This is a genomic window from Algoriphagus alkaliphilus, assembly GCF_900103735.1.
Lineage (GTDB): Bacteria > Bacteroidota > Bacteroidia > Cytophagales > Cyclobacteriaceae > Algoriphagus > Algoriphagus alkaliphilus.
Genome location: NZ_FMXE01000006.1, coordinates 25,450 through 52,012 on the forward strand (window position 1 = coordinate 25,450; position 26,563 = coordinate 52,012).

Below are 26,563 nucleotides of genomic sequence, written 5' to 3' on the forward strand. Positions count from 1 at the left end.
TGGTATTTTACTAACAAAAAAGCAGGTTAAAGTGATTCACTTCAACCTGCCAATTATTCTATTTATAATTTGATTTTTTTTGGTCAGATAGCCTGTCCCGATCTTTCATCGGGATAATGCCCTGCCCCGATAGCTCGGGGCATCCCCCTGTGTGATCCCGTAATTACGGGATCATGGGCACTTTTAGTTTTTTTTTAGAACCTTACCAACGCATCAGGAAGATGTCAGAGCCTTCCTTTACCAATGCAATCACTAGCCACACCAAGAATATAAGCGGGACAATAATTGAATAGAACAAAGGCTTAACCTCATCTCCAAGGTGCATAAATTCCATCATGATGTATTTGGCTTTCCACACAGTCAGTGCGATAAACAGGAAATAAAGGATGAGTCCTCTATCCATAGTGAAAGCCATAATAAACTCCGCCACTGTGATCGCAAGAAGAATAAAAGCTGTTTTCCAGACTTTCTTAATCTTTTGCTCGTCGCGGGCTTCAACTATAAGTGTCGATTTGTTTTCTTGAATTTCCATATTTCGAGGAATTTTAAATGCTTAAATCAGATAGAACAACGTAAACACGAATACCCATACAAGATCTACAAAGTGCCAATAAAGACCGATTTTTTCTACCATCTCATAGTGTCCACGCTTATCATACACACCCACTGCTGCTTGGTAAAAACAAAGGAAAAGCAGAAATACTCCTATGGTTACGTGAAATCCGTGAAATCCTGTTATAAAGAAAAATAATTGAGCGAAAGAAGCCGGGCCATATTCATTGACGACTAGATTAGCTCCATATACCGTTTCGGTTACATTTTGATTCAATGAATTAATATAGGTCAAAACCGTTCCACTTTCAGTTCCATGAATGAAGTGATTCCACTCCCAAGCCTGACAGCTAAGGAAGGTAATACCTCCAAGTAAGGTCCAGAGCATCCATTTAACCACATCATTTCGATCATTTCGATGACCTGCTTCTACAGCCAATACCATTGTGACTGAACTGGCAATCAAAATGAAAGTCATAATTCCTACAAAGATCAGTGGAGCATGAACACCATGAAGAAACGGAAGTGCCTCAAAGACAAGCTCTGGCACAGGCCAATATTCATTTGATCCAACAAACTCAGTTGCAGGCCCCTCATAGGCCGGATAGGTTATGCGAGTTGCAACATAGGTGATCAAAAATGCAGCAAAAGTGAAAATATCGGAAAGCAGGAAAAACCACATCATGAGTTTTCCATAGCTTGCTTTCAGGGGTTCATTTCCTCCTCCCCAAACGCCTCTTTTCGAGCTTACTCCAATAACAGTAGAATGCGCAGACATAAATTATTGATTTGTACCAGGTTATTATTTAATGATTAAGAAGCAAAAACATAAACAGATATAACCACAAGCCTCCTAAGAAATGCCAATATGTGGCGGCCATTTCCATCACATCCATTGCCTTGGAGTGCACTTGCAATCTGAGTGTCGAAATTAATACAATAATCAGAAATATCACACCGCTGATCAGGTGTGCAGCATGAAGACCCGTAAAAACATATAAAAATGAGCCGGCTGGATTGCCAACAAAGAAAACTTCGCGATCTACCATTGCAACCCAACTATACCACTGACCTATCAGAAATGCTATTCCAAGAAGGACAGTAAGACCCATTCCAATTTTAAGATTCAAAAAATTGTCTTTTTTAGCAGAGAAATAAGCCCAATGAAGGGTACAACTGCTTAAAAGTGCAATACCAGACGTAATCCAGAAAATTTCCGGAAGATCATATTCCAACCAATTTCCTTCAGCCTGTCTTACGATATAGGCACTGGTCAATCCCGCAAAGACCATTACAACCGATACCATAAACAACCAAAGCGCAAATTTCTTTGGGTGCATGGAAATGGGCTGCTCGACCATATCTACATATTTCAGTTCTTTTTCCATGGATTAAGGCGTTTTATCGAGAAGGTAAGCGATCTGCACTATAGGTAAATAAAGAAATGAACCAAACATAATTTTCAAAGCAGACTTTCTGGAGCAATCTCTCATCAAAGAGAATGTCTGAGCTAAAAACAGGACTCCACAAACAGTTGCGACAATACCTGAATTCAAACCTGTAAGCCCAAAATAACTTGGCAGCAATCCCAATGGAAGAAGGAATAGCGTATAGATCATGATTTGGATGGCAGTGTTCAAATCCTGACCTCCCCCACTCGGAAGCAGTTTAAAACCTGCACGCTTGTAGTCCTCATCACTTACCCAAGCGATCGCCCAGAAATGGGGAAATTGCCAAATAAACTGTATACCGAAAATAATCAAGGCTTCATAGGAAATCGAACCCGTAGCCGCTGTCCAACCCAATAAAGGAGGCATAGCACCAGGTATCGCTCCAACAAAAACAGCAATAGGACCAACTCTTTTCAAAGGTGTGTATACAAATACATACAAAACCATACTAAGTATTCCGAGCCAGGTAGTCAATGGATTAGTGAAAATCCAAAGGAGAGAAATTCCAAGGATAGCTACTAAGGATGTAAACCAATAAGCTTCCTGAAGGGAAATAATCTGAAGGGGAAGCGGCCGATTTTGAGTTCGCTTCATTAACTTGTCCAGATCTCGCTCCATAATTTCGTTGGCAGCTCCAGAGGCTCCGGAAATCAAAAATCCTCCCAAGGCCAGGCCTACAAAGCCCGTCCAACCAAAACTAACTCCTCTATCGCCGAGAATATACCCGAAAACAGCAGAGAAAGTCACTAAGGCTGACAGTCTCAACTTAATAAGATCAGAATACGCTTTAATCCTGTAAAGAATCAAAGAAACTATAGATTGGTCAGCCGCATTAACTGTCCCCATTTTCAATTAGTGTTTAGCTTAAATTGAATTTGGTCTCTCAATTGAAGTATCAAAGTAAATTGAATTCCCAACAGTAAAGACCCGAGTAATAAGTGAATTGGCTGAAGAAAAGCCGGAATACCGAAATAAGCCATTCCCAAACCAGAAGCAATTTCCAACAGCAGAACCAGCATCAGCACTTGTGACCAAAGATTTACTTTTGAACTTCGTACAGTATAACGAAATGCCCAAAAGAAATACAAGACGTGAATTCCGAGTAGGACAAGTGAAAAGGAGCGATGAATTAGAAATTTAAGCCCAACTCTATCAACCCACTCTCCTCTTAGCATATCTCCAAGCGATGAAGAAATTTGATCAATTTGTTCTCTGACCTGTGTTCCAAGTACTACCTGAAATACCATCAATACCGTACCGATTATCAAAACCCATTGAACCTTGGAAGGCACATCCATGTAAACACCACCTTTGCTTTGTAATCTTTCAGATCGGTGTCTAATGTAAAGTAGTACAGCTACCAAAGCCAAAGCAAGAAGCATGTGAAAGGTAATCATCCAAGTCAACAAATTGGTAGAGACGACAATCGAGCCTATCCAACCTGTAAACAGCACGAGAACCAGCGAAACCACAGCATAAATCGGTATCCACCTGTCAACGCTCCACAGCTGGAAAGACTTCCAAACCGTCAGAAGAATCAACAATCCTATGACGACACCCAATAACCGATTAAGATACTCGATCCACGTTTTGGTGGCATTAAACTCTTCTTTAATTAGAATGGATTTATCATTTGCAATTTTATTAGCTGCATTTTTAAAACCAAGTTTTTCAAGTGTCGCTACAAACCGTTCGTTTTTAGCAATTCGTTGATCAAGATAAATATCTTGATAATTTTTTGGGAGCTGATCCACGCTTGTAGGCGGAACCACACTCCCAAAACATTTTGGCCAATCGGGACAGCCCATTCCAGAGCCTGTACTTCGAACTATCCCTCCAACCAGTATCAGAAAATAAACAGCGATAACCGTGAACGTAGAAACGCTCCGAAAGCTGTCTATTGCTTTTTTAGTGCTTAGATTCATTAGCTACCAGAACCTCCGATTCATCTTTCATAATCTCCATTTCAAGTGCTACCATTTCCTGCTCGTGAGGAAGATTGGACTCCGGAGTTGCAGAAAGAGGAACAGTTTGCGGGATAAAATCCTCAGCAGCACCAGGCTTTGAGTAATCATAAGGCCAACGATATACTGTTGGAATTTCTCCTGGCCAGTTACCATGTTCTGGATAGAGCGGAGTTGTCCACTCCAAGGTATTAGATCTCCAAGGATTCAAAGTGGCTTTTCTACCTCTATACATACTGTAGAAGAAATTGAATATGAAGATAAATTGTGCGGCAAACGTGATGATTGCAGCAACCGATACAAACATATTGAGATCGGTGTACATGTCTGCAAAGTTGAAGTTTGTCCAAGAATAATATCTTCTAGGGAAGCCAGCTATACCGATGTAGTGCATTGGGAAAAAGACAAGATACACCCCGGTGAATGTCAGCCAGAAGTGAATGTATCCCAATTTGGCATCCATCATTCTTCCAAACATTTTAGGGAACCAATGATATACACCAGCCATCAAACCGAAGAACGATGCAGATCCCATTACTAAGTGAAAGTGAGCTACCACAAAATATGTATCATGCAATTGAATATCAATCGCTGAGTTGCCAAGGAAAATACCTGTCAATCCACCGGAGATAAAGAACGATACCAAGCCGATGGAAAATAACATCGCCGGTGTAAAAATTAGATTACCTCTCCAGAGTGTGGTCAGGTAATTAAATACTTTTACAGCAGAAGGTACCGCAATGATCAAAGTTAAGAACATAAAGATCGAACCCAAGAAAGGATTCATACCAGACACAAACATGTGGTGAGCCCACACAATGAATGAAAGAATCGTAATTCCCAACATGGAAATAATCATCGCTTTGTATCCAAAGATTGGCTTTCTCGAATTGGTTGCAATTACCTCAGAGGTAATACCCAATGCCGGAAGCAATACTATATATACTTCAGGGTGACCTAGAAACCAGAATAAGTGCTGGTAAAGAACCGGGCTACCACCAGTATTTGGTAAAGCTTCTCCACCGATATAGATATCAGACAAATAGAAGGAAGTCCCAAAGCTTCTGTCAAACACTAACAACAAAGCTGCAGCGAACAAAACAGGGAAGGAAAGAAGACCGATGACAGCCGTTAGGAAGAAGGCCCAAATTGTGAGCGGAAGTCTTGAGAAAGACATTCCTTTCGTTCTCAGGTTGATTACTGTAGTAATGTAGTTGATACCTCCAAGAAGTGAGGATACGATGAAAAATGTCATTGAAATCAACCACAAAGTCATACCAAGTCCTGAGCCGGGGATAGCTTGTTCTAAAGCGGAAAGTGGCGGATAAACCACCCAACCACCACTGGCAGGGCCAGTTTTGATAAACAGGGAGATGAACATGATCACACCGGAAAGGAAGAAAAACCAGTAGGATAGCATATTCATGAAGCCGGAAGCCATATCACGCGCACCGATTTGAAGCGGAATCAGATAATTCGAAAAGGTACCACTCAAACCTGCAGTCAATACAAAGAATACCATGATGGTACCATGCATGGTAACCAAAGCAAGGTAAAAATTGGGATCCAAAGCACCTGATTCATCAATCCAACCACCCAAAAGAGGGCGAAGAAATTCCATGCTCATTTCAGGGAAACCTAACTGAAACCTGAAAAGAATCGAAAGAAATCCACCGATGATCGCCCAAAACATACCGGTAATCAGGAACTGCTTACCGATCATTTTATGATCTTGGGTGAAAATATATTTTGTTATAAAATTATCATGATGCTCGTGGTGTTCGTGAGCTGCCTCGTCATGAGGTGCAACAGTTGCTGTAGCCATAACCTATAATTTTATTTTTTGCTTTTACTAATTTGAATCTCCGCAAGTTCTTTCGTTTCAGCATTTAGATTCTCCGCCAAAGCAGGATTTTGCTGAATGAAAGATTTCTGTTCTACCATCCATTTTTGGTAAGCCTCCGGCTCTACCACTTCGATCACCTTTCTCATGGAGAAATGTCCGCGACCACATACTTCCGTACAGGCGATTTCATATTCAAATTCAGGATTATTTAATTCAGCCCTCATTTCTTCGGTTGTCTTTGTAGGGACAAACCAAAAACGAGTGGGCATACCTGGTACAGCATCCATTTTCAATCTCATGTGAGGAGCAAAAACGGAATGAAGTACGTCACGTGCTCTAATTTTGAAAAGCACAGGCTCACCTTTAGGAATTACAACTTTAGAAGAAGGAAAATCATCAATTGAATTTTTGTCTGTGAAATCAACTCCGTGCGAGTTTGAAGCAGTGATCAATCGATAATCATAATCTCCCAATACATTATCCTGACCAGGATATCTTATCTCCCAAGCAAACTGATAACCCATAATTTCTACTACATGCGCTTTTTCCGGCGCAGGAGCAGTGATATCTGACCATGCCATCCAACCTGAAATCACCAAACCGGCTAAAACCACACCGGGTACAATAGTCCAAATGATTTCGAGCTTATTGTTATCCGGGTAGAAAGTTGCTTTTCGATCTTCCTTGTACTGGTATTTGTATGGGAAAACAAAGAGCAAAACGTGTGTGATCAGGAATACAATTCCGGTAACTGCCATGGTTATCCAAAACAATTGATCGGTAACAACTCCGTGCTCTGAAGCTATTGGAAGTTGATAATTTTTAAACTCCTTAATAGAGTACCAAAACATCAAAATGGTGGTACCCACAAGAAATAATACAAATAAAATCGCATTGACTTTATTACTTCCTGATGCAATCTTCTTATCAGAACCCTTTACAACAGAAACCAAGGTCTGAATTCTGTAAACCATCCAGATAATGGACAATAACAATAAAACCCCTACTCCAATCAGAAATCCGTACATATCTTAGTTTTTTCGGATAATTAATTAAATGTGATGATGATAGCTTTCTTCAAGCATTGGATGATTTTTAGCAATCAGGTTTTTCTTAGCCAGACCTCCTAACACTACCAACGCCACCGCTGAACCATAGACAAGGAACATTCCAACTTCCATTAGCCCGATACCTCCGTTATGCCCTAATGTACCCGGCTGAACCATCAGGAAGAAATCTATCCAGTGACCAACCAAAAGGATACTACAAACCAACTTTAGAAATACTCCATGTCTTTTCGCATCTCTAGTCATAAGAACAAGGAAGGGAAGGAAGAAGTTTAGACCGATGTTTACGAAAATGAACGGTCCATACACGTCGCTCGTCAATCTCTCAATAAAGTAAACTGATTCTTCAGGTATGTTGGCATAATAAATCAACAAAAACTGAGAAAACCAGAGATAGGTCCAAAATATGGAAAATCCGAAAATGAATTTGCCCATGTCATGGATGTGATTTTGATTGACCATTTCCAAATAACCCTTTCCTTTAAGGAAAATGGTCAACAGCGTAATTGCACAAAGTCCTGCAACGAACCATGAAGAAAATACATACCATCCAAATAATGTGGAGAACCAGTGGGTATCAATGGACATTACCCAATCCCATGCAGAGATAGAGGATGACACTGCAAAGAAAATTAAGAAGAAAGCTGACCAGCTTCTCATCTTAATCCAATAGGAATTACCTCCCAATTGATCTTCTTGATCACTTATTTGTTGAAACTTTTTGAAGAAAAATACCCATAGTCCGAAGAAAAGAACCATTCTCACAATAAAGAAGATTGGGAATGTTCCCTTTGCCATCGGCCAGAAAAAGAAAGCCCCTTTTCCGTCAATGATGCTGTCATACTGCGGGTCGTTCTTATCGAAAAGATAGGAATGAGTCCAATGAAACAGGTCATGATTTGCAAGGAAGAAAGTAGCCAGCATTAATATGCCTGCAAAAGGCAGCCAATATCCAAAGGATAGCATTACTCTCAAAAGCGGTGTGGACCAACCTGCCTGAGCAGCATATTGAATGGCAAAGAAGAATACTCCTACGATTGCAATACCGGTAAAATACACATTGTTAATCCAAAGGTTGGCATACAAACGCTCGTACCAGTGAAACGCATGCCCTCCGGCCTCGCCTACCTCATCATGACCTCCACCGGTCATAGCTAGGACAATACCAAGGCCCAAGATGACTGCACCAATGACCAAAACGGTCATGATAGACTTCTTCGTAGCTGCAGTGAAATCAAATCGCTGCTCCAAATTATAATGTTGTTCGCCGTGATGAGCCATGATTAGTTAGCTGGGGTTACTTGTGCCACCGTGGTAGAATCTACTTCCGCTGCAGGAGCGGCTGCTGTAGCTTGACCTTGGATAACTTGTTTAACATAGTGAACGATTTTCCATCTGCTTTCTTCAGGAATTTGAGAACCGTGAGCGCCCATTCTTCCTTTTCCTTTTGTAATCACATGGAAAATTTGGCCTTCAGGTAGATTGACGTAAGCACCGCCTTTTAGGTTGGCAACCCCACCAATTACTTCTCCTGCTTTTCCGTCACCCTCTCCACCTTTGCCATGACAAGCATTGCAATACTGAAGGTAAAGCACTTCTCCATCTTTCAAGATTGGATCTGAAGATTTTACCGGATTTTTAATCAAAGCTGCTTGCTCCAATTCAAAAGCCTTCAATCGATAAGGAAGATACCCTTGTTTGTTTCTTGGAACCGTGTTAGCCACTGGTTCACGCATGTTCATTCCGTGCGGGTTATTTTCATTGGAATTATAATATTCCCCCTTACCGTCTTCACGAGTAGATAGCCAGCCGCCTTGAGACTCATCTTTAATCTGAGACAAAGGTTCATAAGCAATGGAATGATACATCTGAGGTGCATATTCAAGCCCCGGATTTTCACCACCGGCTTTACATCCGCCCAATAGTGAAATAACCAGTGCAGAACCTCCGAAAATTAATGCATTTGCAATTTTCATATATCCGGATTTTCTATTCAAAACTTTTATTATTAATCTCAGTAGCTCCGGATGATTTCAAGATTTCTTTAATCTTTTCCAAATCCATTGCACTGTTATTGGCAATATCGATAGCCATGATATGCTTATCATCAGTCGATCTAATATCAAATATTCTAGGCTGAGCCCAGGGCTTCAAATTAGAACTGATCATAAAGACTCCCACCATACCGAAAGCAGCCAAAAGAACTGTCATCTCAAATCCGACGGGAATAAAAGCAGGGAATGCAGCGTAATCTTTGCCCCCAATAATCATCGGCCAATCGAAGCTCATCATATAGAATTGCATCGTCATCGCCAATGTGGTCCCTAACATTCCAAAAAGGAAGGCGGCTATTGGAAGGCGGCTTCTTTTGTAGCCAAGTACAACCTCAAGCCCATGAATTGGGTACGGAGTATATACTTCATGGATTTTAACTCCATTACTTCTGACCTTTTCTACTGCATGGAGTAATACGTCCTCATCCTCGTACACTCCCAAAATAAAATGTGTGTCTCTTTCCATGATTATTTTTTCACTTTTTCAGATGAAGATTTCAATACAGCCTTTACTTCCGCCATGTTGATTACCGGGAAGAACTTCGCAAAAAGGAAGAATAAGGTAAAAAACAAGCCAAATGTAAAGAGGTAAACTCCGACATCAGCCCATGTTGGGTAAAACATCGCCCATGAAGAAGGAAGGTAATCACGATGAAGGGAGGTTACAATAATCACGAATCGCTCAAACCACATTCCGATATTAACTACGATCGACAAAATGAACGTGGCGACAATGGATGTCCTGATTTTTTTGATCCAGAAAAGCTGAGGGGAAATCACATTACAAGTCATCATTGACCAATAAGCCCACCAGTAAGGTCCTGTAGCACGATTGATGAATGCATATTGTTCGGCTTCTACGCCAGAATACCAAGCGATGAAGAATTCAGTGATATAAGCGATCCCTACAATTGATCCTGTGATGATGATAACGATGTTCATCAATTCAATGTGTCCAATTGTGATGTAATCTTCCAACTTGTAAACCTTTCTCGTGACGATCATCAACGTCAACACCATTGCAAAACCTGAGAAAATAGCTCCTGCAACAAAGTATGGAGGGAAGATCGTGGTGTGCCAGCCTGGAATCACTGAAGTAGCAAAGTCAAAGGATACAATCGTGTGTACAGAAAGTACCAAAGGAGTGGCCAGACCGGCAAGAATCAAAGAAACAGATTCGTAACGCATCCAGGTCTTCGCAGCACCATCCCAACCGAATGAAAGTGCTCCGTAAATGGTCTTTCTCAATCCTGTTGCTCTATCTCTGATGGTAGCAAAATCAGGAATCAAACCGATATACCAGAATACTAAAGAAACTGAGAAGTAAGTAGAGATCGCGAATACGTCCCAGAGAAGTGGTGAATTGAAGTTTACCCAAAGTGAACCAAATGTATTTGGAAGCGGGAGTGCCCAATAGGCACCTAACCAAGGCCGACCCATGTGTATCACCGGGAACATCGCGGCACAGATTACGGCGAAAATCGTCATCGCTTCCGCCGCGCGGTTGATGGATGTTCTCCATTTTTGTCTGAATAGCAACAATACCGCTGAAATCAAAGTACCGGCGTGACCAATACCGACCCACCACACGAAATTGGTGATATCCCAAGCCCAGCCTACAGTTTTATTAAGACCCCACATTCCAATCCCTTCCCAGAGCGTGGCAATGAGGGCAATTGATCCAAGGGCCAAAACTCCGGCTGCTGTAAGGAAAGCCAAAAACCAAAGCATGGAAGGCTTTCCCTCTACCTGACGAGACACATCATGTGTCACATCATGGTAGGTTTTACCTCCGGTAACTAACGGTTGGCGTACGGATGAAGTAACCTGCATAGTTTATAAAATTATGATTACGCTTCGTTTTTCTCTTTATTTCTGATCTTGGTAAAATACCAAACGTTAGGGCTAACGTTGATCTCTTCCAACACATGGTAAGCTCGCTCTTCACCCACTTCCTTCAAGGCTGAAATATTCTCTTCAATCTTTAAAAGCTTGGAAACTTTGCTGTTTGGATCGTTCATATCTCCGAACACCAATGCATCAGTAGGGCATGCTACAGCACAGGCCATGTTGATTTCTCCATCCTGAATGGTTCGCTTCTCGCGCTTCGCAGTAAGTTTGCCTGCCTGAATTCGCTGCACGCACATGGAGCATTTTTCCATTACACCACGTACTCGGACAGTGACATCAGGATTCAATACCATTTTACCCAAATCATCATTCTGAGCGATGTTCACTCCTGCGAAGTCTTTGTTGTCATGGTATTTGAACCAGTTGAATCGGCGTACTTTATACGGACAGTTGTTGGCACAATATCTTGTACCGATACATCTGTTGTAAGTCATTTGATTCAGACCTTCAGAAGAGTGAGTAGTAGCCGCTACAGGACATACCGTCTCGCAGGGTGCGTTGTTACATTGTTGGCACATCATCGGCTGGAAAGTCACTTCAGGATTTTCAGCGGCGATTTCCATCCCTTTCAAATCTTCGGCAGAAGCATCAGATGAATAATAACGGTCAATTCGGATCCAGGCCATTTCTCTTCTGTTGAGAACTTCCTGCTTTCCTACTACCGCTACGTTGTTTTCTACCTGGCAAGCCACAGTACAAGCACCGCAACCGATACAGGAGTTCATGTCTATGGCAAGCCCCCAGTGGTGCTGGCTATATTGATGGCCCTTCCAAAGGGATAATTTAGATGGCTTTACAAATTCTCCATCCTTATAAATCTTTGGTCTATATCGACCGGCCGAAGCATCAGCCTGATAAGCAGACAGAACCGATTCCTGAATGACGTTTTCACGTCCCATGAAAGTTTGGTGAGTCTGTGTACGGGCAATTTTATAAGAATCTCCTGTTACAGCTACCTCAACGCCAGTGGTAATGTCAAAATTTACAAAGCCTTTAGAAGCATCCAGCAAATCGTAAGCATTAACCCCGACTCCATCAGCAACCCGGCCGGCTTTGGTTCTTCCGTAACCTATAGCCAAACCAAAAGTACCATTTGCCTGACCCGGCTGAACCAAAATTGGAACGATCAATGATTTACCATTTACCGTAATTGAAGCTTTTTGAGTATTTTCTTCATACATGGTTACACCATTGTCCGTTGCCCATTTCTGAGATACAGTCAAGTAATTATCCCATGTTGCCTTTGTGATTGGATCAGGCATTTCCTGAAGCCAAGGATTATTGGCAAAAGCACCGCTTCCTATACCTACTTTAGAATAGATAACTAATTCGGCACCGGAATTATCTGCTTTGTATGTCTGTGCAACAGCTGAGGCTGCCGCAGAGGCATCTCCAATTGCGGATACACTTTTTGGAGTAGTTTCTACAGATACAACTCCGTTGAACAGTGCCTGATCCCAAAATTCCTGGAAAGACGCACCCTTACCCGCAAGAGGAAACAAAGTAGCGTTCCAATTTGCCTGAAGATAATCGTAGTAATTGGTCGTAGAACCTGCCCAAATCAAGAAGGATTCCTGAGCTTGTCTGGTTTTAAAAAGTGGGGAAATGGTTGGTTGGGACAAAGAGAATTGACCTTGCTTTGGCTGAAAATCATTCCAAGATTCCAAGAAGTGATGATCAGGAGCAACAATTTGAACAAGTGATGAAGTCTCATCAAGCGTTCCGTTTGTGGAGATACTCACTTTTGCTTTGGCAATACCTTCAGCGATTTCCGCTCCACGGGCATGGTCATACACCGGATTACAGTTGTAGAAAATTACTCCACCAACTTGTCCGCCTTTCAATTCGCCAACGAATTGATTCATCCGCTCGTCATTTCCTCTTCTGAAGAAAACAGGATTTGCGAAATCTACCGTTGCACCGTTATTTCCAAGCAATTCATTGATTGCGTTGATTACTATTTGAACATTTGGATCGTTTGATCCAGAAACGACAAGTGAAGCTCCTTTTGAAGCTAAAAGATCAGCAGCAGCTTTGTCAAGATTTGCAATTTCTACTTTTGAAGCAGAAACGGTAGCCGCACCTGACTTGCTTGCGATAGCGTTATATAATGCCAATACAGCCAACCCGCTTTGTGAAGCTTTGATTGGAGTTCTGTAATCAGCATTGGCACCTGTCATAGACAAATTGGACTCAAACTGATAATGTCTGGACATTTCAGGCTTCTCTTTGCTGATTTTTCTTGTTTTTGCGTAAGCTCCGGCAAATTCAATCGGCGAAATCCAAGTTCCCAAGAAATCCGCGCCAAAGGAGACAATTGTCTTGGCCTTGTCGAAATGGTAAGAAGGGATAACAGCAGCACCATAGAATGTTTCTGCAGCTTTTGAAATGCCAAAGTTTGAAATCGGATCATACATGATCAATTCGGCTCCACCAAAAGCTGCACCGAATTCCTGAAGCGCTTTTTCCGTGGATGGAGAAAGGATGGTGTTTGCTACAATCTTGACAGTTCCGGCAGAAGCTAACTTGCTTTTCACCTCTGTATCAAGTGCAGCCCACTCAGCCACAGCTCCACCGATCATAGGATTGGCGAGTCTTTGCTTATCGTATAGCGAAAGCACAGAAGCTTCGACGATGGCATTGACTTTTCCTTTATTAATTGGGGAAAGCTCATTTCCGTCAATTTTGATCGGACGGCCTTCTCTTGTTTTCACCACTACAGCAGCATAGTCACCGCCTGAAGCGAATGTTGATGCGTAGTAATTAGGAATGGAAGGGTTGATATCAATCGGCTTATTTACATAAGGGATTGCCTTTCTGATTGGAGCCTCGCATGCAGCCAAAGACGCTGCGGCTAAACTGAAACCCATTACTTTGAGAAAATCTCTTCGGGAGGCACTGCCGTCCTCATTCAGTATGGTTGGGAGTTCTGCAAACTCCTTGTCGGCATGCTTTACAAACTCCGGATCGTTGCTGAGTTGCTCGAGCCCTTTCCAGTAGGTTTTTTTGTTTTCCTTCATTTTTATTTCTAGGAATGAATTAGCAAATAGGATAAGGAATTAATAGTGGCACTTGGCACACTCTAGGCCACCGATATCTTTGACTTTCAAAGCATCTTTCGAATCAGAGTGAAGTTGAACTAACTTATCATAGTAGGCATTACCTTGAGTTGCAACTTCAGTCTGTCTGTGGCAATCGATGCACCAGCCCATTGTCAGGGAGGTATGCTGACCAACCACTTCCATTTCCTGAATAGGACCATGACATGTTTGGCACTCGATACCACCCACTGCTACGTGCTGGGCGTGGTTGAAGTATGCCAAGTCCGGAAGATTGTGTACCCGAACCCATTCGATTGGTTGGTTATTGTCTACTGCTGCGTAAATTTTTGCGATTTCAGGGGAAATCCCTTCTTTCCCACCCACATTTTGGATATGAGTATGGCAGTTCATACAGATGTTTGCTGAAGGAATGTTTGCCGATTTTCCGATTTCTACACCGGTATGGCAATATTGACAAGCAACTTCATATTGACCGGCATGTAGCGCATGCGAGAATGCAATCGGCTGGGCCGGTGCATACCCTTGCTGCACACCTACAGAATATAGGCCATCAATCGCTGTTTTAGCCACCAAGGCAATTACCAGTGCTGTAACTACAATTATGAATCCATCACTTTTAAAAACTTTAGCGAATTCAAATTTCTGTGACACGAACTCTTTTTCATCCTCAGGAAGATCTTGCTTATTGATATATTTTGTCAACACTGAAATAATCAATCCCAGAACCACCAAAATCAGAATCAGTACCAAAACCAATACTCCCAAAATCACAGTCAAGTATTCACTTGGAATTCCTCCTCCAGCACCGGTCGAGCCATCAGCTCCTCCGGCAACGGCCGCTGCTGCTGCAGGATCTACCTTGTCCCCGTACTCGATGTAGGATAATAATCCATCCAACTCAGCATCACTCAAGAAAGTGTAAGCAGGCATTATGGAGTTGTTATACTCTTTGAACAAGGCAACCGCGTAAGAATCACCTGAAGCGATAACCTCTCCTGAGTTCTTAATCCATCTCTTAACCCATTCAGCACTATTTCTGACTGTTGAGCCTCTCAATGCCGGACCAATATATTTTTGATCCAGCTTATGACAAGTCTTACAGTTAGCGTTGAACACAGTCTTGCCTACCGCAATGGCTTCATCACTGTCTATCACGGCAGGGTCCACTGCATAAGCCGAGGCTCCGATCAGCATGAAAAACAGCACTGCCAGTGTCTGGAAACTCAATCGGATTCCTACTAACGAGCGTTTAGATAACATATACTAGCTAATTAAATAGTTTTAAGGTTCTCTTTAACCCCTGCAAAGGTACTACCAGACGCTAATTATTCAAACAAGAATTCGGATACACTAAAACGATTCAATTAGCTATTTTTTAATATTTATTTAATTGATATTCAGTTAATTATATTTTTTTTTTTAGACCTGATATTATTTAGAATTGATATAAATAATGAAATTTTCGATCAAAAGTCGTACTCCCTTGATAATCAGCTTTTACCTCATTGAAAATGTATAAATCTCTTGGTTTCTATAAAAAACAAATATGTATGAACCAATATTTGAAAAATCATTGTTTGAAGAAGTAAATAATAATCTTACATTTGCCATCCGAAAACTAATGGTCGAGTGGCCGAGTGGCTAGGCAGAGGTCTGCAAAACCTCGTACAGCGGTTCGAATCCGCTCTCGACCTCATTTCAAAAGCATCCGTCCAAACGGATGCTTTTATTTTTTATTGGCAATGTAAAATATCCTGCACAATTGAGAATTTATCGGCAAACAGTTCCTCTCCTCTCTCTCAATTCCGGATCCTAAGCACCAGTGGCACCTCGAGTGCCTTTTTAAGCTAATTTGAAAATTTGTTTTTCACCTCAAACTGAATCCCATACTTCCTTGGGGATTTTTATTAAAAAAATATTCAAAAAAAACGCCGACTTTTCAGTCGGCATTTTCAATATTGAGAATAATATGTTTTGATTCTTGTATCTAGAATCTAGCTTCTTACTTCTTTCCTTCCATTTTCTCCTTCAATTCAGCTAGCGCGCCGATATCACCCAAAGTTGATTTCTCAGCCTGAGCTGGCATCTCTACTGATTCTTCTTTCTTCTTTCCGGCAGGTGCAGCAGCTTTTTTAGGAGCTTTAGCTTCTTCCTTGAAAGTTGCAGTGTGAGAAAGTACAATTCGCTTGTCGTCTTTAGAGAATTCGGTCACTTTGAAATCCAAAGATTCGCCGATCTCTACCGGAGAACCGTCCTCTTTCTCCAAATTCTTTACAGTAGCGAATCCTTCCAATCCGTAAGGAAGCTCAAGAACAGCACCCTTGTCATTCTTGGAGTTGACAGTACACTTATGCACTGAACCTACCGGGAATACAGTTTCGAACGTATCCCAAGGGTTTTCTTCCAACTGCTTGTGACCCAATGCCAATCTTCTGTTGTCCACATCAAGTTCAAGAACTGCAACGTTAAGCTCATCACCCACTTTTACAAATTCAGATGGATGCTTGATTTTCTTAGTCCAAGAAAGGTCAGATACGTGAACCAAACCGTCGATTCCCTCTTCCAATTCAAGGAAAAGACCAAAGTTGGTCAAGTTTCTTACTACACCTTTGTGCTTGGAACCCACCGCATACTTAGTACTCATGTCCTGCTTAGTCCATGGATCTTCGGTAAGTTGTTTGATACCCAAAGACATTTTTCTGTCGTCTTTGTCCAAAGTCAACACCACTGCTTCGATTTCGTCTCCTACTTTCACAAAGTCAGCCGGGTTTCTCAGGTGCTGGGACCAGCTCATTTCAGAAACGTGGATCAAACCTTCTACACCGGGAGCAAGCTCAAGGAATGCACCGTAGTCCGCTACGTTTACAATCTTACCCTGTACTCTTGAACCGATTTCAAGGCTGGATGCCAACGAATCCCAAGGATGAGAAGTCAACTGCTTCATGCCCAAAGAAATTCTTCGCTTGTCGTCATCAAAGTCAAGAACTACAATCTGTACCTTCTGATCAAGCTGCAATACTTCTTCCGGGTGGTTGATACGACCCCAAGAGATATCTGTAATGTGAAGTAGACCATCCACACCACCCAAATCGATGAATACACCGAAGTTGGTCATGTTCTTGATCACACCTTCCAATACCTGACCTTTTTCCAGGTTGTTGAGTATTTCCGCTTTTTGCTTCTCCAAATCCTTCTCGATGAGGATCTTATGAGAAACTACTACGTTATCATTTGCGTGGTTGATCTTCACCACTTTTACTTCCATTTTCTTGCCTACATAGACATCGAAATCTCTGATAGGCTTCACATCGATCTGAGACCCTGGCAAGAAGGCTTCTACACCGTAGATATCCACGATCAAACCGCCTTTTGTTCTTCTTTTCACAAGACCTTCGATTACGCTGTCATTTTCCAACGCACCTTCGATGTCCTGCCAAGCACGAACGATCCTGGCTTTCTTACGGGAAAGGATCAACTGCCCCAAGGCATTTTCCTGCTCCTCGATATATACCTCAACTTCGTCACCTGGCTTGATGCCGGCGATATCTCGGAATTCGGAAAGCGGAACAAGTCCGTCAGATTTGAAACCGATGTTGATGATTACATCTTTGTCATTTACTCCTACTACGACACCTTTGATCACTTCCTTTTCAGTGATTTCGCTCAAAGTACCGGTGTACACAGCTTCCATCTGAGCTCTTTGCTCTTTGGTGTAACCTTCTCCGAAACCTTTGGTATCGAAGGCTTCCCAATTAAATTCTTTTGTACTAGACATAGTGAAATTTGACTCTGATTAGCCTCAGTCTTAGAGTCGTCTGACTGAAGTTTTGTGGTTAGAAATCAGCGCTTTGAACTTATAAACCGCCCCGCTCACCCGAACGGATTGCAAAAGTACTGATTTTCTTTTATTTCCGGCTAAAATGATGGAAAATTCAGCATGATTTGAAGGTAATTTCAACTCCATAAAGTGAAGTTTTTAAAGAAAAGTTTCGAATGAGCAATTAAATATCAGCGATTATCTAGGAGCCAATCTGCGTTTTTCTGCTTGAAAATTCCCAATATTTAAACAAAAATAAAAGCCCCAGATCGCTCCGGGGCTTTGCAAGCAAAGAGTTAAAGGATAATTTTCGAACTCAAAAATAACTATTATTCCGGATGATCAAGTTCTTCCAGTGGATTTATACCATTTATTCTGGCTTACTTTTTATCGCGCTGATGCTGGTATTTGGGTTGTTTGTACTGATTCCCTTGATGATCAGCCAGCGAGGCGACAAAATTTCCTTCTTTTTCATCCGCCTTTGGGCAGGGACTTGGTCTTTTCTCTCCTGGATTCGATACGAGGTACATGGTCTAAAACATATCGACAGAAGTAAACCCTATATCTATATTTTCAATCATCGGTCTTTTGTCGATGCTCCTGTCATTCCGATGGTGATTCCCCAGGAAGTGAGAGCCATTGGAAAAAAAGAACTCTCCAAAATCCCCATTTTCGGTCAAGTCATCGGAAAGTTGGCTGTGTGGGTAGATCGGAGCGACTCCGAATCCAGAAGGATCAGCCTGGAAAAGCTCGTCAAATTCCTCAATCAAGGAAATTCGATAGTCGTTGCCCCCGAAGGTACCAGGAATGATACAGATGAAACATTACTCCCATTTCAAAAAGGAGCATTTCGGCTGTCTATCGAAACAGGTATTCCAATCTTGCCCATGGCAGTAATCGGAGCGAATCGAATCATGAAGCGGGGATCACTTTTGCTTTCTCCGGGGAAGGTGAAAGTTTATTTCTCGGCTCCAATTATTCCTCCAGAATCATCTGATGATGCTGTAAATGATTTCACAGAAAAGTGTAAAAATCGGCTTGAAGCTATGATTGTGGCTCATGAGTGATGAGCCTCTGAATCAAAAGGAAAACTCATAACCCATTTGAAGCGAAACAAAAGACCCGGAGGTCCCATGAGTTTCTGAATAATTTCCCTCAAATAATGAAAGTGAATTATAACTCACCACATACAATTCTTCCCTTAACTGATAGCCGTAGATAAAAGCCAAAGAGATTTTACTCTTACCAATCTGCTTAAACACACCTACTTCAGGCCTAACATGCCAAAGAATATTATTTCCAGTATTATATATCCTCATGTTATGGGCCAAAACTTCTCCCACAGCGCCTTGATCATTGGTCACTAATGCACCCTGAAACCGAATCCCCTCCTCGCTTTCCAAAGAATAAATTCTCTCCCCGCTTAAATCCAGCTTGGTCATCGAGATTCCTGCAGCCAAATAACCTCCCCAGCCTCCGGTTCCAAACTGAAAGTTCTTGCCCAGACTGGCAATTAATTGGGGATTCAACGTTTGGTTTCCCAAGGACAGTACATTTCCCTGCAGGCCTTCCATAGTAGTTGACATGCCCAGGTGCATCCCTCCTACTCCAACTCTTGCAAACAAGTTTGAATTCATGGTATAAGTCCCGTGAATCTGTCCCAACCCACTTACAGTACTTTTGGGCGAAAACCCGGGCAGTTCATTGCCTAGCGTTCCTGAGAAAGTGGAAAGCTTGCTAACCCCTCCTTGTATCCCAATAGAAAATCGGCTTTGTCCAAAAGTGGTATCCAATAAACTAAAGAAGAAAATTACTATCAACAGCTTTTTCATATCTATTCTTGGATATTAATTAACTGAAAAACTTCAGGGTAACCACTTGCTGCATGATTCCCACCCAAGTGAACATCAAAAATCCCATATAGATTGTAGCTAGTCAATCTTCTACCTGCTTCATGGTGAATTTTTTGGACTTTTTCCCTATTTGCAGGAGGAGGAGTACAGCCCTGACATGAATCATAACATCCCGATAATGTAACTGTGGATCTATTTTTTGGAGTAAAATTCCCCCAATAAACGATGTTCATATTTGGATCAGGCTCACTAGACCAACCGCCCGATGTGGTTGTGTTTCTTTTAAAATGAGCAATTTCGGTTTTCAATCGGAAGTAAATCGCTGCGGCTTGATAGGCATGCATGGCCTCCGCTTTGTATTCCCAGCCAGCCTCTGGATAAATACTTACCCATTCACATTTTCTACTATCACAATTAGAGTTAAAAATCATTGGTGGAAAAGTAGAACCAGGTGGGTAACTACCTGGACAGCTTAAAATTCTTGCCCTTTCTTCAAAAGTCTTAATATTATTTTCATAATCGACCACTGATCCAAAAAGAATTTCTAATAATTCCTCCTCAAATGAATAAGTCAAAATATCGGAATCTGAATATTCCTCATCAATCATTGCTTGCCTTTTTTCAAAATTATCAGTTACATAAGCAGTCTGTGAGAAAAAATCTAGTTTAATGAGGTATTTATCTATCATTATCATACCATTAGGATCTAGAAGCTCAAGCAGATAAGAGTCCTGAAAATCCGAGAGGACTCCGTTTTCTTCCAGAACCCGATACCCTTCTGAACCCGGCACTCCGGATTCGGCTAGCAAACTAGCCATGGAGTAAAAATCTTGTACATTTTCCTTGATCTCTAAAGCCCGTTCATAATCCAGAACAGTTTTAAACTTTAAAAGTCCGTCGTCAAGTTTGACTTGACCCAACTCATTTTCAGGAATTTCTGAATTTTCCATTTCATTAATACAACCGTTTGCTACGATGACCAAACTCAGTAAAAGCAAGTGTTTTTTCATGGTTAAAAATTTATAGATGAAATGAAAAATATCAATTGCTTTTCAAAGCTCCAAAAAATTAACTATGCCTCAATCTTAAAAAACCAATAATTAGATTTTTCTATGGTCAAATTTCAGAATATAATTCGGTCACCTCCCCCCCCGCCAATATCAATACCGTTAGTTCATTTTTCCTATTTAAGAAAAACGAAATTTTAAACTAATTTTTATCATTTTTGAAATTATTAGAAAAATCCTATTAAAAAAATAGGACTATAGACTTTTAGTTATCAATAATACGCCTCCATGGAGACTATTACGTAGATTTAGAAGACGCCTCAGACTCCGCCAATGAATCAGTTGTCAATTCCTCGAAAATCGAGTAAATGGAAAAATAACTCACTGGAATGGTAACCAAAAGTCCTACGAAAAAGCATAAAAAACCTAGAATATTGAACCCAATCAGTACGATCACAAACCCAAAAAACTTCCACCAATTCATGGTGATCAGCTTTCGGCTCAGTTCAAGGGAAGTCCAAAAATCCAGCCCGGAAAAAAGTGCAAAGGGAATTCCAAACATAAAAGCGACTGCAAGGTAAATTCCGGGAATCACCAAAGCTAAAATCCCAAAAAAGGTCAAAATGCCTGAGATCAGTGAAGTTACAATCACTATTCCCCAATAAGAAAACCCATCAAAATAGTTGGAAAAGGAAACCTCCACTCCCCGACTGATTCGATTGGCAACCAAAAAGAATCCGGCAGTGAGTGGAGGTGAAATTATTATGCTTACTAATAGACTGTAATTGTCCAAAAAATAAGAGGAAAAACCCTGAATAGTAAAAACCATCATCGAAAACGCAATGGTATTCAACCATTGCACTTTGAACATCTCCCAGCCTTTCAATAGATTTTCTTGGATACTAAATTCAGGAAATTGCCGAAAGAGCTTTTCGATCTGAGTTTGGGTCATTATTTTAAAATACGCTTTCGCTCAATTAGAGTGGATTTTCGAAGTCCCAATATCAGATTTTTGTTACGATTTTTGATTAACGGGCGGACAAATAGAGTTAAACTTCTAACCGTTTTCCAACTTTGTTACTTTCAAACTTTACAAGGTTTTCACCCAATTTCCAATCCTAAACATCCGATGTTGACTATTGGATCACCAAGTCAACTTCTTGTGTCTTGTGTCTTGTGTCTTGCTTCTTGCTTCTACTATCTTCTATTTAGTAAACGCCTCCAAGATATCATGCTTGGTGATGATATGGATGTTATCCAAGGTATCTCGTACCAGGACCGCTTTTTCTTTTTCCACCATAGAAGAAAGCACATCAAGTGTAGAATCCAAAGCCACAAATTTCATGGAGCCTTCCATAACATCGGCCACTTTCCCATCTTTCAAACCCGGATTATCGATGATTTTAGACAGCAACTTATTGTCTGTCAAGCTTCCTACGACTTCTCCATTTTCCATCACAGGGATTTGAGAGATACTTTTTCCATTCATCAAAGCAATTGCTTCTTTGACTGAATCGGTCTTTTTCACAGCAAGGATAGCATAACTTCCATTTCGCTGAGAGATAATATCGCGGGCAGTGGAATAGGTCTTATCCTCCAGAAAACCATGATTTCGCATCCACTCGTCATTGTAAACTTTGCCCAGGTATCGCGTTCCGTGATCCGGTAAAATAATCACCATTTGATCGCCTTCTTTCAGATTTTCTTTAGCCCACTCCAATGCGCCATGCACTGCTGATCCACAAGACCAGCCTACAAAAAGTCCTTCTTCACGTGCTAAGCGACGAGTCATCACCGCTGCGTCTTTGTCCGTCACTTTGATAAAGTGATCAATCAGGCTGAAATCCACATTTTTTGGCAAGATATCCTCTCCGATTCCTTCGGTCAGGTAAGGATACACTTCCTTCTCGTCAAAAATTCCGGTTTCTTTATATTTCTTGAAAACAGAGCCATAGGTGTCGATTCCTACTGTAACGACGTTTGGATTTTGCTCTTTCAGGAATTTGGCTGTGCCACACATCGATCCACCGGTACCTACACCGGCTGCATAATGCGTGATTTTGCCATCCGTGTCATTCCAGATTTCCGGCCCGGTAGTCTCATAATGAGCCGCTGTGTTGGAGAGATTATCGTATTGATTGGGGTAAAAAGAATTGGGGATATCCGCATTCAGTTTTCTGGCCACAGAATAATAGGATCTTGGATCATCGGGGGAGACGTTTGTTGGGCAAACTACCACTTCCGCTCCCACTGCTCTCAAAATGTCGATTTTTTCCTTTGACTGCTTATCCGCCATGGTAAAAATGCACTTGTACCCTTTGGCAATTGCAGCCAAAGCAAGTCCCATTCCGGTATTTCCACTTGTGCCTTCGATCAAAGTTCCACCTGGCTTCAAAATCCCTGCTTTTTCGGCATCCTCCACCATTTTGATCGCCATCCGGTCCTTCATAGAATTGCCCGGATTGAAGTATTCCACTTTGACCAAGACTTCGCCTTTGATGTCTTTGGCAAGTTTATTTAGGCGGACCATCGGGGTATTTCCGATCGTATCGATAATGGAGTTATAGATCATAGTGCTGTTACATTTGGATGAGCCAAAATTACAGGAATTTTTCTGCACTCAGCCAATTGAAGGTTTTTTAACCAAATAATATTTTGTGAAAAAACCATTCTTATTGACTCCGAAGACTAGGGCTAATTACTGATTTAACATTAGACTTTAGGCCTAATTTTTTGCTCCTAAGTGCTTGATTTATCGAAAAACTGCCAACTGAGACTGAACACTGAATACTTTTTCACATTTCCTTAAACTCCAAACGCTTCAATACATCCAAAGTGACATGAAGCAATATCGCCGCGACAAATGACATTCCAATCACACAGGTAAGAAACATCCACACAAACTGCTTGGTGATGATAAATACCAACACACTCAGTATCACGGCCGGAATCACCCCAAACAGGAAAATCCCACCAATCATCAAGGGTTTGATAAGCTTACGATCCCAACCCTCATCCAGCGCAATCTGTGGAATAAGATTGATCGCAAAACCAATGAGGTAGAACACAACTATCCCCACCAAAAATAAAGGAATCAAACCTAAACTAACATGTGCCAATAAAACGGAAGGAATGATTAAAACGCCTGCAAAGAGTAGAATCTGTACGATATCCAGCTTGATCATATTCCAAAACTTGGCTGACCAACTGGCAGGCACCAAAATAAAAAACGGCTTTTTCAGATCCCCGACATTGGCTCTGCCTATGCCTGCCATGAAGTAGAAAAAGAGAATGAAAAGCAGGTAGAAATAAAGCACTTTGTGGGAAAACCAGTCAAAATTGGATAAGCCGGCAAATACAATCCCGATTCCTGCCAAACTCAAGGAATAAATTCCAAACAAAGGATGAAAGTCTTGCCTGCTACTGTGCACATAATTTCTCCAGTAAAACGCCTTGGCTCCAGCCCCAAAATCCGGCAAAGCCAACTGTTTTTTTGCATTTAGGCTGTACGTTCCCTCATCCACTTCCTGCTTACCCCGGACTTTGTCCAGCTTGTCTTCGTTGGTTTTGGTCGCCTCCAGCACATCCTCATAGTAATATCCTGCATATCGAATCACTAACTTGACCACGGTAAAATAGGTCAAACCATACAATCCAATGAAGGAGACGGAAAGAATAACATTCCCATGAGATACATAACTCATAATTCCCCTGCTCCAACCTACCAGAGGAAATAAACTAAACCATGGAGAAGCAATCCATGAAAACATGCCCTGCCAGAATTTTTCCGCCATCAGGCCGGGAATCAGGATCATCAAGGTAAGGGCCAATCCCAAACCAATGATTCCGCCTCGGATATATTCCATCACGCCATATTTGGTATGAAGGGTGTAAATCAAAAACCGGATCGGGAAAATCATGAAAAAGAATAGCGCAAAACCCAAAACAAGAAAGATCGCATTTCCCAGGTTCAATTCGAATTGGCTCGCCATCTGACTGGCACCGTATACAATAAACAGCAAAGCCCCGCCTAAGGAAGGCAAAATCGACCTCGCCATATAGTACAAAAGCAGGTTTTCGGGTTTAACAGGTGCGGTGAACAGCAAATTCACATCTGCCATTTTGAAAAAGCTGACATTATTTTTGGTCGCTCGAAAAAGCTGAAACACCAAAAAACCCAAAGCCAGAATGGTAATTCCACCGATTACATTTTGAACACCGAAATCGGCTTGTGGCATCCCTTTGAGATCCAAATTTTGGATCTCACCCAAGTCCTCCGACCTTCTGTCCTTTGATCTTTGGCTGTAGATAAAAACAAAATAGGCTAGGAATCCGGCATAGGGCAATAACCGGAAAGGGTTTCGCAAAATCAGTTTTAGATTGTTGACAAGGATATACAGATCCTTTCTCAGCAAAAGTTTTATTTCATGCATCTTTGGTCATTTCTAAAAAGAGATCCTCCAAAGATGAAATTTCACTTTGCGCAGCTTGCTGCTTGAGATTGGCGATGGTGTCATTTCCGATGATGCTACCGTCTTTCAGGATCATAATCCGATCAGCGATCGTCTCCACACTGTCGATCAAGTGCGTGCTCACTAAAATAGTTTTTCCGGCTTCTTTCAGATTTTTAAAAACCTCTTTGGTGTTTTTAATCGCTTTAGGGTCCAGACCGATCATCGGCTCATCAAAAAACAGTAATTGCGGATCAGGCAACAGTGCGCAACAAATCGATACTTTTTGGCGCATGCCCTTAGAAAGATCGCGACCTAATTTATTGGCCTTATCATCCAATTCAAACATTTCCATCAGTTCTCCTGCCTTACCCTGCCAGTCTTTCACTCCGTAGGCTTGGGCAATAAACTGCATGTGCTCTTTCACCGTCAGTAAATCGTAGACATAAGGTGTCTCAGGGATGTAGCTAAAAAAGCGCTTGGCCTCGACACTCAAATGATCATGCCCTCCAATAGTGATTTCCCCGGACGTTTTGCGAAGCAATCCCACAATACATTTCATGGTCGTACTTTTCCCTGCTCCATTTGGACCCAGTAACCCCACGACTTCTCCTCCGTCGAGTTCAAATGAAATATCATCGACGGCATTTTGCTTGCCGTATTTTTTGATCAGGTTGGTTACTGTGAGCATCTTAAATTAGTTTCGTGATTTTCGGCAAATTAGCAAGGATGTCCTAGTTTACTTTAGAGAAGTGCAGAATTTAATCCATCAATGAAGTTTCAAAGGAAATAACAATGGCTAAGCCTGCCTGTTATGCTGATTTGAATCTTTTTTATAAAATTGAAATTTCAAAACGAAAAAATATGAAAAAACTTTTCACAGTAGTGATGATTATGCTCTCAATTCACGCGGTGAATGCTCAGCGAGCGGGAGGTTTTCGCTATCAAATGGACTTTGGCGCGGCAATGCCTAAAGGAGGAGGAATCGGAGCTTTGGTAAACTTGGAGCCTCAGATTTTATTAAGTGACAATCTCGCCTTTGGATTAAGATTGGGAGTAGCTGCTTTGGCAAAAGATGTGACTTACTATTCCATTCCTCAGGATTATAATGGAGAGGTTTCAGCGAATGCCTCGATGACAGGAACTCTAAACTACTACTTCAATAATGGGAACAGTCGTGTCGCACCTTTTATCGGTGGAGGATTTGGGTTCTATGCCTTGAGTAGTGTCAAAATAGATGATTCTGACTTTGGAGATGGTGATGTTGGTAATTAGGAAGCCTCCTTTGCCTGGGCACCGATGCTAAGAGCAGGTGTAGAATTAGGTAAATTCCGAATTGGTGCCGAATACAATTTTGTACCTACCAGTGATCTTCAAAATGTGAGCGGTCAAGTGATCGGAGAAGCTGTCAACGAATACTTTGGATTTACCCTCGGCTTTTTTGTCGGAGGAGGAAGATGGAGGAAATGACACCCAAACGAAAATACACGAAATTAGGAGAGACTGCTTGGTTATTAATTCTTTACAG

Annotated in this window: 24 protein-coding genes and 1 tRNA gene; 4 read left to right on the forward strand and 21 right to left on the reverse strand. The window is 41.6% G+C overall.

Annotation, left to right across the window (positions count from 1 at the left end; translation table 11 throughout):
- Positions 1-202 precede the first annotated feature (202 nt).
- From BLQ81_RS04805 to BLQ81_RS04865, 13 genes are read right to left on the reverse strand one after another with little or no spacing between them, the layout of a single operon-like run.
- The gene (locus BLQ81_RS04805; protein WP_092728824.1) at positions 203-532 is read right to left on the reverse strand and encodes a cytochrome C oxidase subunit IV family protein; all 330 of its coding nucleotides are present in this window, start codon (positions 530-532) and stop codon (positions 203-205) included.
- A gap of 21 nt (positions 533-553) precedes the next feature.
- On the reverse strand, positions 554-1,330 hold the full coding sequence (locus tag BLQ81_RS04810; RefSeq protein ID WP_092728825.1) for a cytochrome c oxidase subunit 3: 777 nt from the start codon (positions 1,328-1,330) through the stop codon (positions 554-556).
- A gap of 28 nt (positions 1,331-1,358) precedes the next feature.
- Entirely contained in the window at positions 1,359-1,940 is a 582-nt protein-coding gene (locus tag BLQ81_RS04815; RefSeq protein ID WP_092728826.1) for a cytochrome c oxidase subunit 3, read from the reverse strand.
- Between the two features lie 3 nt (positions 1,941-1,943).
- Positions 1,944-2,849 (reverse strand): heme o synthase, encoded by a 906-nt coding sequence (gene cyoE, locus BLQ81_RS04820; protein WP_092728827.1) that lies wholly within the window; start codon positions 2,847-2,849, stop codon positions 1,944-1,946.
- Between the two features lie 2 nt (positions 2,850-2,851).
- Positions 2,852-3,928: a COX15/CtaA family protein gene (locus BLQ81_RS04825; protein WP_092728828.1), complete on the reverse strand. Its 1,077-nt coding sequence runs from the start codon at positions 3,926-3,928 to the stop codon at positions 2,852-2,854.
- The gene (locus tag BLQ81_RS04830) at positions 3,912-5,792 is read right to left on the reverse strand and encodes a cytochrome c oxidase subunit I (protein ID WP_092728829.1); all 1,881 of its coding nucleotides are present in this window, start codon (positions 5,790-5,792) and stop codon (positions 3,912-3,914) included. The genes BLQ81_RS04825 and BLQ81_RS04830 overlap by 17 nt, the downstream gene beginning before the upstream one ends.
- Before the next feature lie 11 nt (positions 5,793-5,803).
- Positions 5,804-6,841, reverse strand: a complete 1,038-nt coding sequence (locus BLQ81_RS04835) for a cytochrome c oxidase subunit II (RefSeq protein WP_092728830.1) — start codon at positions 6,839-6,841, stop codon at positions 5,804-5,806.
- 24 nt (positions 6,842-6,865) lie between these two features.
- Complete coding sequence (locus BLQ81_RS04840) at positions 6,866-8,161, reverse strand: quinol:cytochrome C oxidoreductase (protein WP_092728831.1); 1,296 nt, start codon at positions 8,159-8,161, stop codon at positions 6,866-6,868.
- 2 nt (positions 8,162-8,163) lie between these two features.
- Positions 8,164-8,856, reverse strand: coding sequence for a c-type cytochrome (locus tag BLQ81_RS04845; RefSeq protein ID WP_092728832.1), 693 nt, complete (start codon positions 8,854-8,856; stop codon positions 8,164-8,166).
- A 13-nt stretch (positions 8,857-8,869) separates the two neighbouring features.
- The gene (locus BLQ81_RS04850) at positions 8,870-9,400 is read right to left on the reverse strand and encodes a DUF3341 domain-containing protein (protein WP_092728833.1); all 531 of its coding nucleotides are present in this window, start codon (positions 9,398-9,400) and stop codon (positions 8,870-8,872) included.
- A gap of 2 nt (positions 9,401-9,402) precedes the next feature.
- Positions 9,403-10,767, reverse strand: a complete 1,365-nt coding sequence (nrfD, locus tag BLQ81_RS04855) for an NrfD/PsrC family molybdoenzyme membrane anchor subunit (RefSeq protein ID WP_092728834.1) — start codon at positions 10,765-10,767, stop codon at positions 9,403-9,405.
- A 17-nt stretch (positions 10,768-10,784) separates the two neighbouring features.
- Positions 10,785-13,865 carry a TAT-variant-translocated molybdopterin oxidoreductase gene (locus tag BLQ81_RS04860; RefSeq protein ID WP_092728835.1) on the reverse strand — a complete coding sequence of 1,027 codons (3,081 nt, stop codon included), beginning with the start codon at positions 13,863-13,865 and terminating at the stop codon, positions 10,785-10,787.
- Between the two features lie 39 nt (positions 13,866-13,904).
- On the reverse strand, positions 13,905-15,167 hold the full coding sequence (locus BLQ81_RS04865) for a c-type cytochrome (RefSeq protein ID WP_092728836.1): 1,263 nt from the start codon (positions 15,165-15,167) through the stop codon (positions 13,905-13,907).
- A 363-nt stretch (positions 15,168-15,530) separates the two neighbouring features.
- Here BLQ81_RS04865 and BLQ81_RS04870 point away from each other — a divergent pair.
- Positions 15,531-15,601, forward strand: a tRNA-Cys gene (locus BLQ81_RS04870).
- A gap of 308 nt (positions 15,602-15,909) precedes the next feature.
- On the opposite strand, the gene rpsA is transcribed toward BLQ81_RS04870, so the two are convergent.
- On the reverse strand, positions 15,910-17,682 hold the full coding sequence (rpsA, locus tag BLQ81_RS04875; protein WP_092728837.1) for a 30S ribosomal protein S1: 1,773 nt from the start codon (positions 17,680-17,682) through the stop codon (positions 15,910-15,912).
- A 30-nt stretch (positions 17,683-17,712) separates the two neighbouring features.
- Complete coding sequence (locus tag BLQ81_RS22470) at positions 17,713-17,871, reverse strand: hypothetical protein (protein ID WP_217636647.1); 159 nt, start codon at positions 17,869-17,871, stop codon at positions 17,713-17,715.
- Positions 17,872-18,062: 191 nt separating this feature from the next.
- On the opposite strand from BLQ81_RS22470, the gene BLQ81_RS04880 reads away from it, so the two are divergent.
- Positions 18,063-18,791 carry a lysophospholipid acyltransferase family protein gene (locus tag BLQ81_RS04880; protein ID WP_317042019.1) on the forward strand — a complete coding sequence of 243 codons (729 nt, stop codon included), beginning with the start codon at positions 18,063-18,065 and terminating at the stop codon, positions 18,789-18,791.
- 12 nt (positions 18,792-18,803) lie between these two features.
- Here the strand turns inward: BLQ81_RS04880 and BLQ81_RS04885 are convergent, their stop codons facing one another.
- From BLQ81_RS04885 to BLQ81_RS04910, 6 genes are all read right to left on the reverse strand, one after another.
- Positions 18,804-19,556, reverse strand: coding sequence for a hypothetical protein (locus BLQ81_RS04885; RefSeq protein WP_092728838.1), 753 nt, complete (start codon positions 19,554-19,556; stop codon positions 18,804-18,806).
- 2 nt (positions 19,557-19,558) lie between these two features.
- Positions 19,559-20,527: a hypothetical protein gene (locus tag BLQ81_RS04890; protein WP_139183563.1), complete on the reverse strand. Its 969-nt coding sequence runs from the start codon at positions 20,525-20,527 to the stop codon at positions 19,559-19,561.
- A 355-nt stretch (positions 20,528-20,882) separates the two neighbouring features.
- On the reverse strand, positions 20,883-21,536 hold the full coding sequence (locus tag BLQ81_RS04895; protein WP_092728840.1) for a DUF2189 domain-containing protein: 654 nt from the start codon (positions 21,534-21,536) through the stop codon (positions 20,883-20,885).
- A 252-nt stretch (positions 21,537-21,788) separates the two neighbouring features.
- Positions 21,789-23,156: a pyridoxal-phosphate dependent enzyme gene (locus BLQ81_RS04900; protein ID WP_092728841.1), complete on the reverse strand. Its 1,368-nt coding sequence runs from the start codon at positions 23,154-23,156 to the stop codon at positions 21,789-21,791.
- A gap of 223 nt (positions 23,157-23,379) precedes the next feature.
- Positions 23,380-25,017 carry a putative ABC exporter domain-containing protein gene (locus BLQ81_RS04905; protein WP_092728842.1) on the reverse strand — a complete coding sequence of 546 codons (1,638 nt, stop codon included), beginning with the start codon at positions 25,015-25,017 and terminating at the stop codon, positions 23,380-23,382.
- Positions 25,010-25,726 carry an ABC transporter ATP-binding protein gene (locus tag BLQ81_RS04910; RefSeq protein ID WP_092728843.1) on the reverse strand — a complete coding sequence of 239 codons (717 nt, stop codon included), beginning with the start codon at positions 25,724-25,726 and terminating at the stop codon, positions 25,010-25,012. Before BLQ81_RS04910 ends, BLQ81_RS04905 begins: the two co-directional genes overlap by 8 nt.
- Before the next feature lie 173 nt (positions 25,727-25,899).
- On the opposite strand from BLQ81_RS04910, the gene BLQ81_RS04915 reads away from it, so the two are divergent.
- Together BLQ81_RS04915 and BLQ81_RS22625 are read left to right on the forward strand one after the other, a co-directional pair.
- Entirely contained in the window at positions 25,900-26,310 is a 411-nt protein-coding gene (locus BLQ81_RS04915; RefSeq protein WP_245693177.1) for a hypothetical protein, read from the forward strand.
- Positions 26,311-26,334: 24 nt separating this feature from the next.
- Positions 26,335-26,505: a hypothetical protein gene (locus BLQ81_RS22625; RefSeq protein WP_245693178.1), complete on the forward strand. Its 171-nt coding sequence runs from the start codon at positions 26,335-26,337 to the stop codon at positions 26,503-26,505.
- Positions 26,506-26,563: the final 58 nt, after the last annotated feature.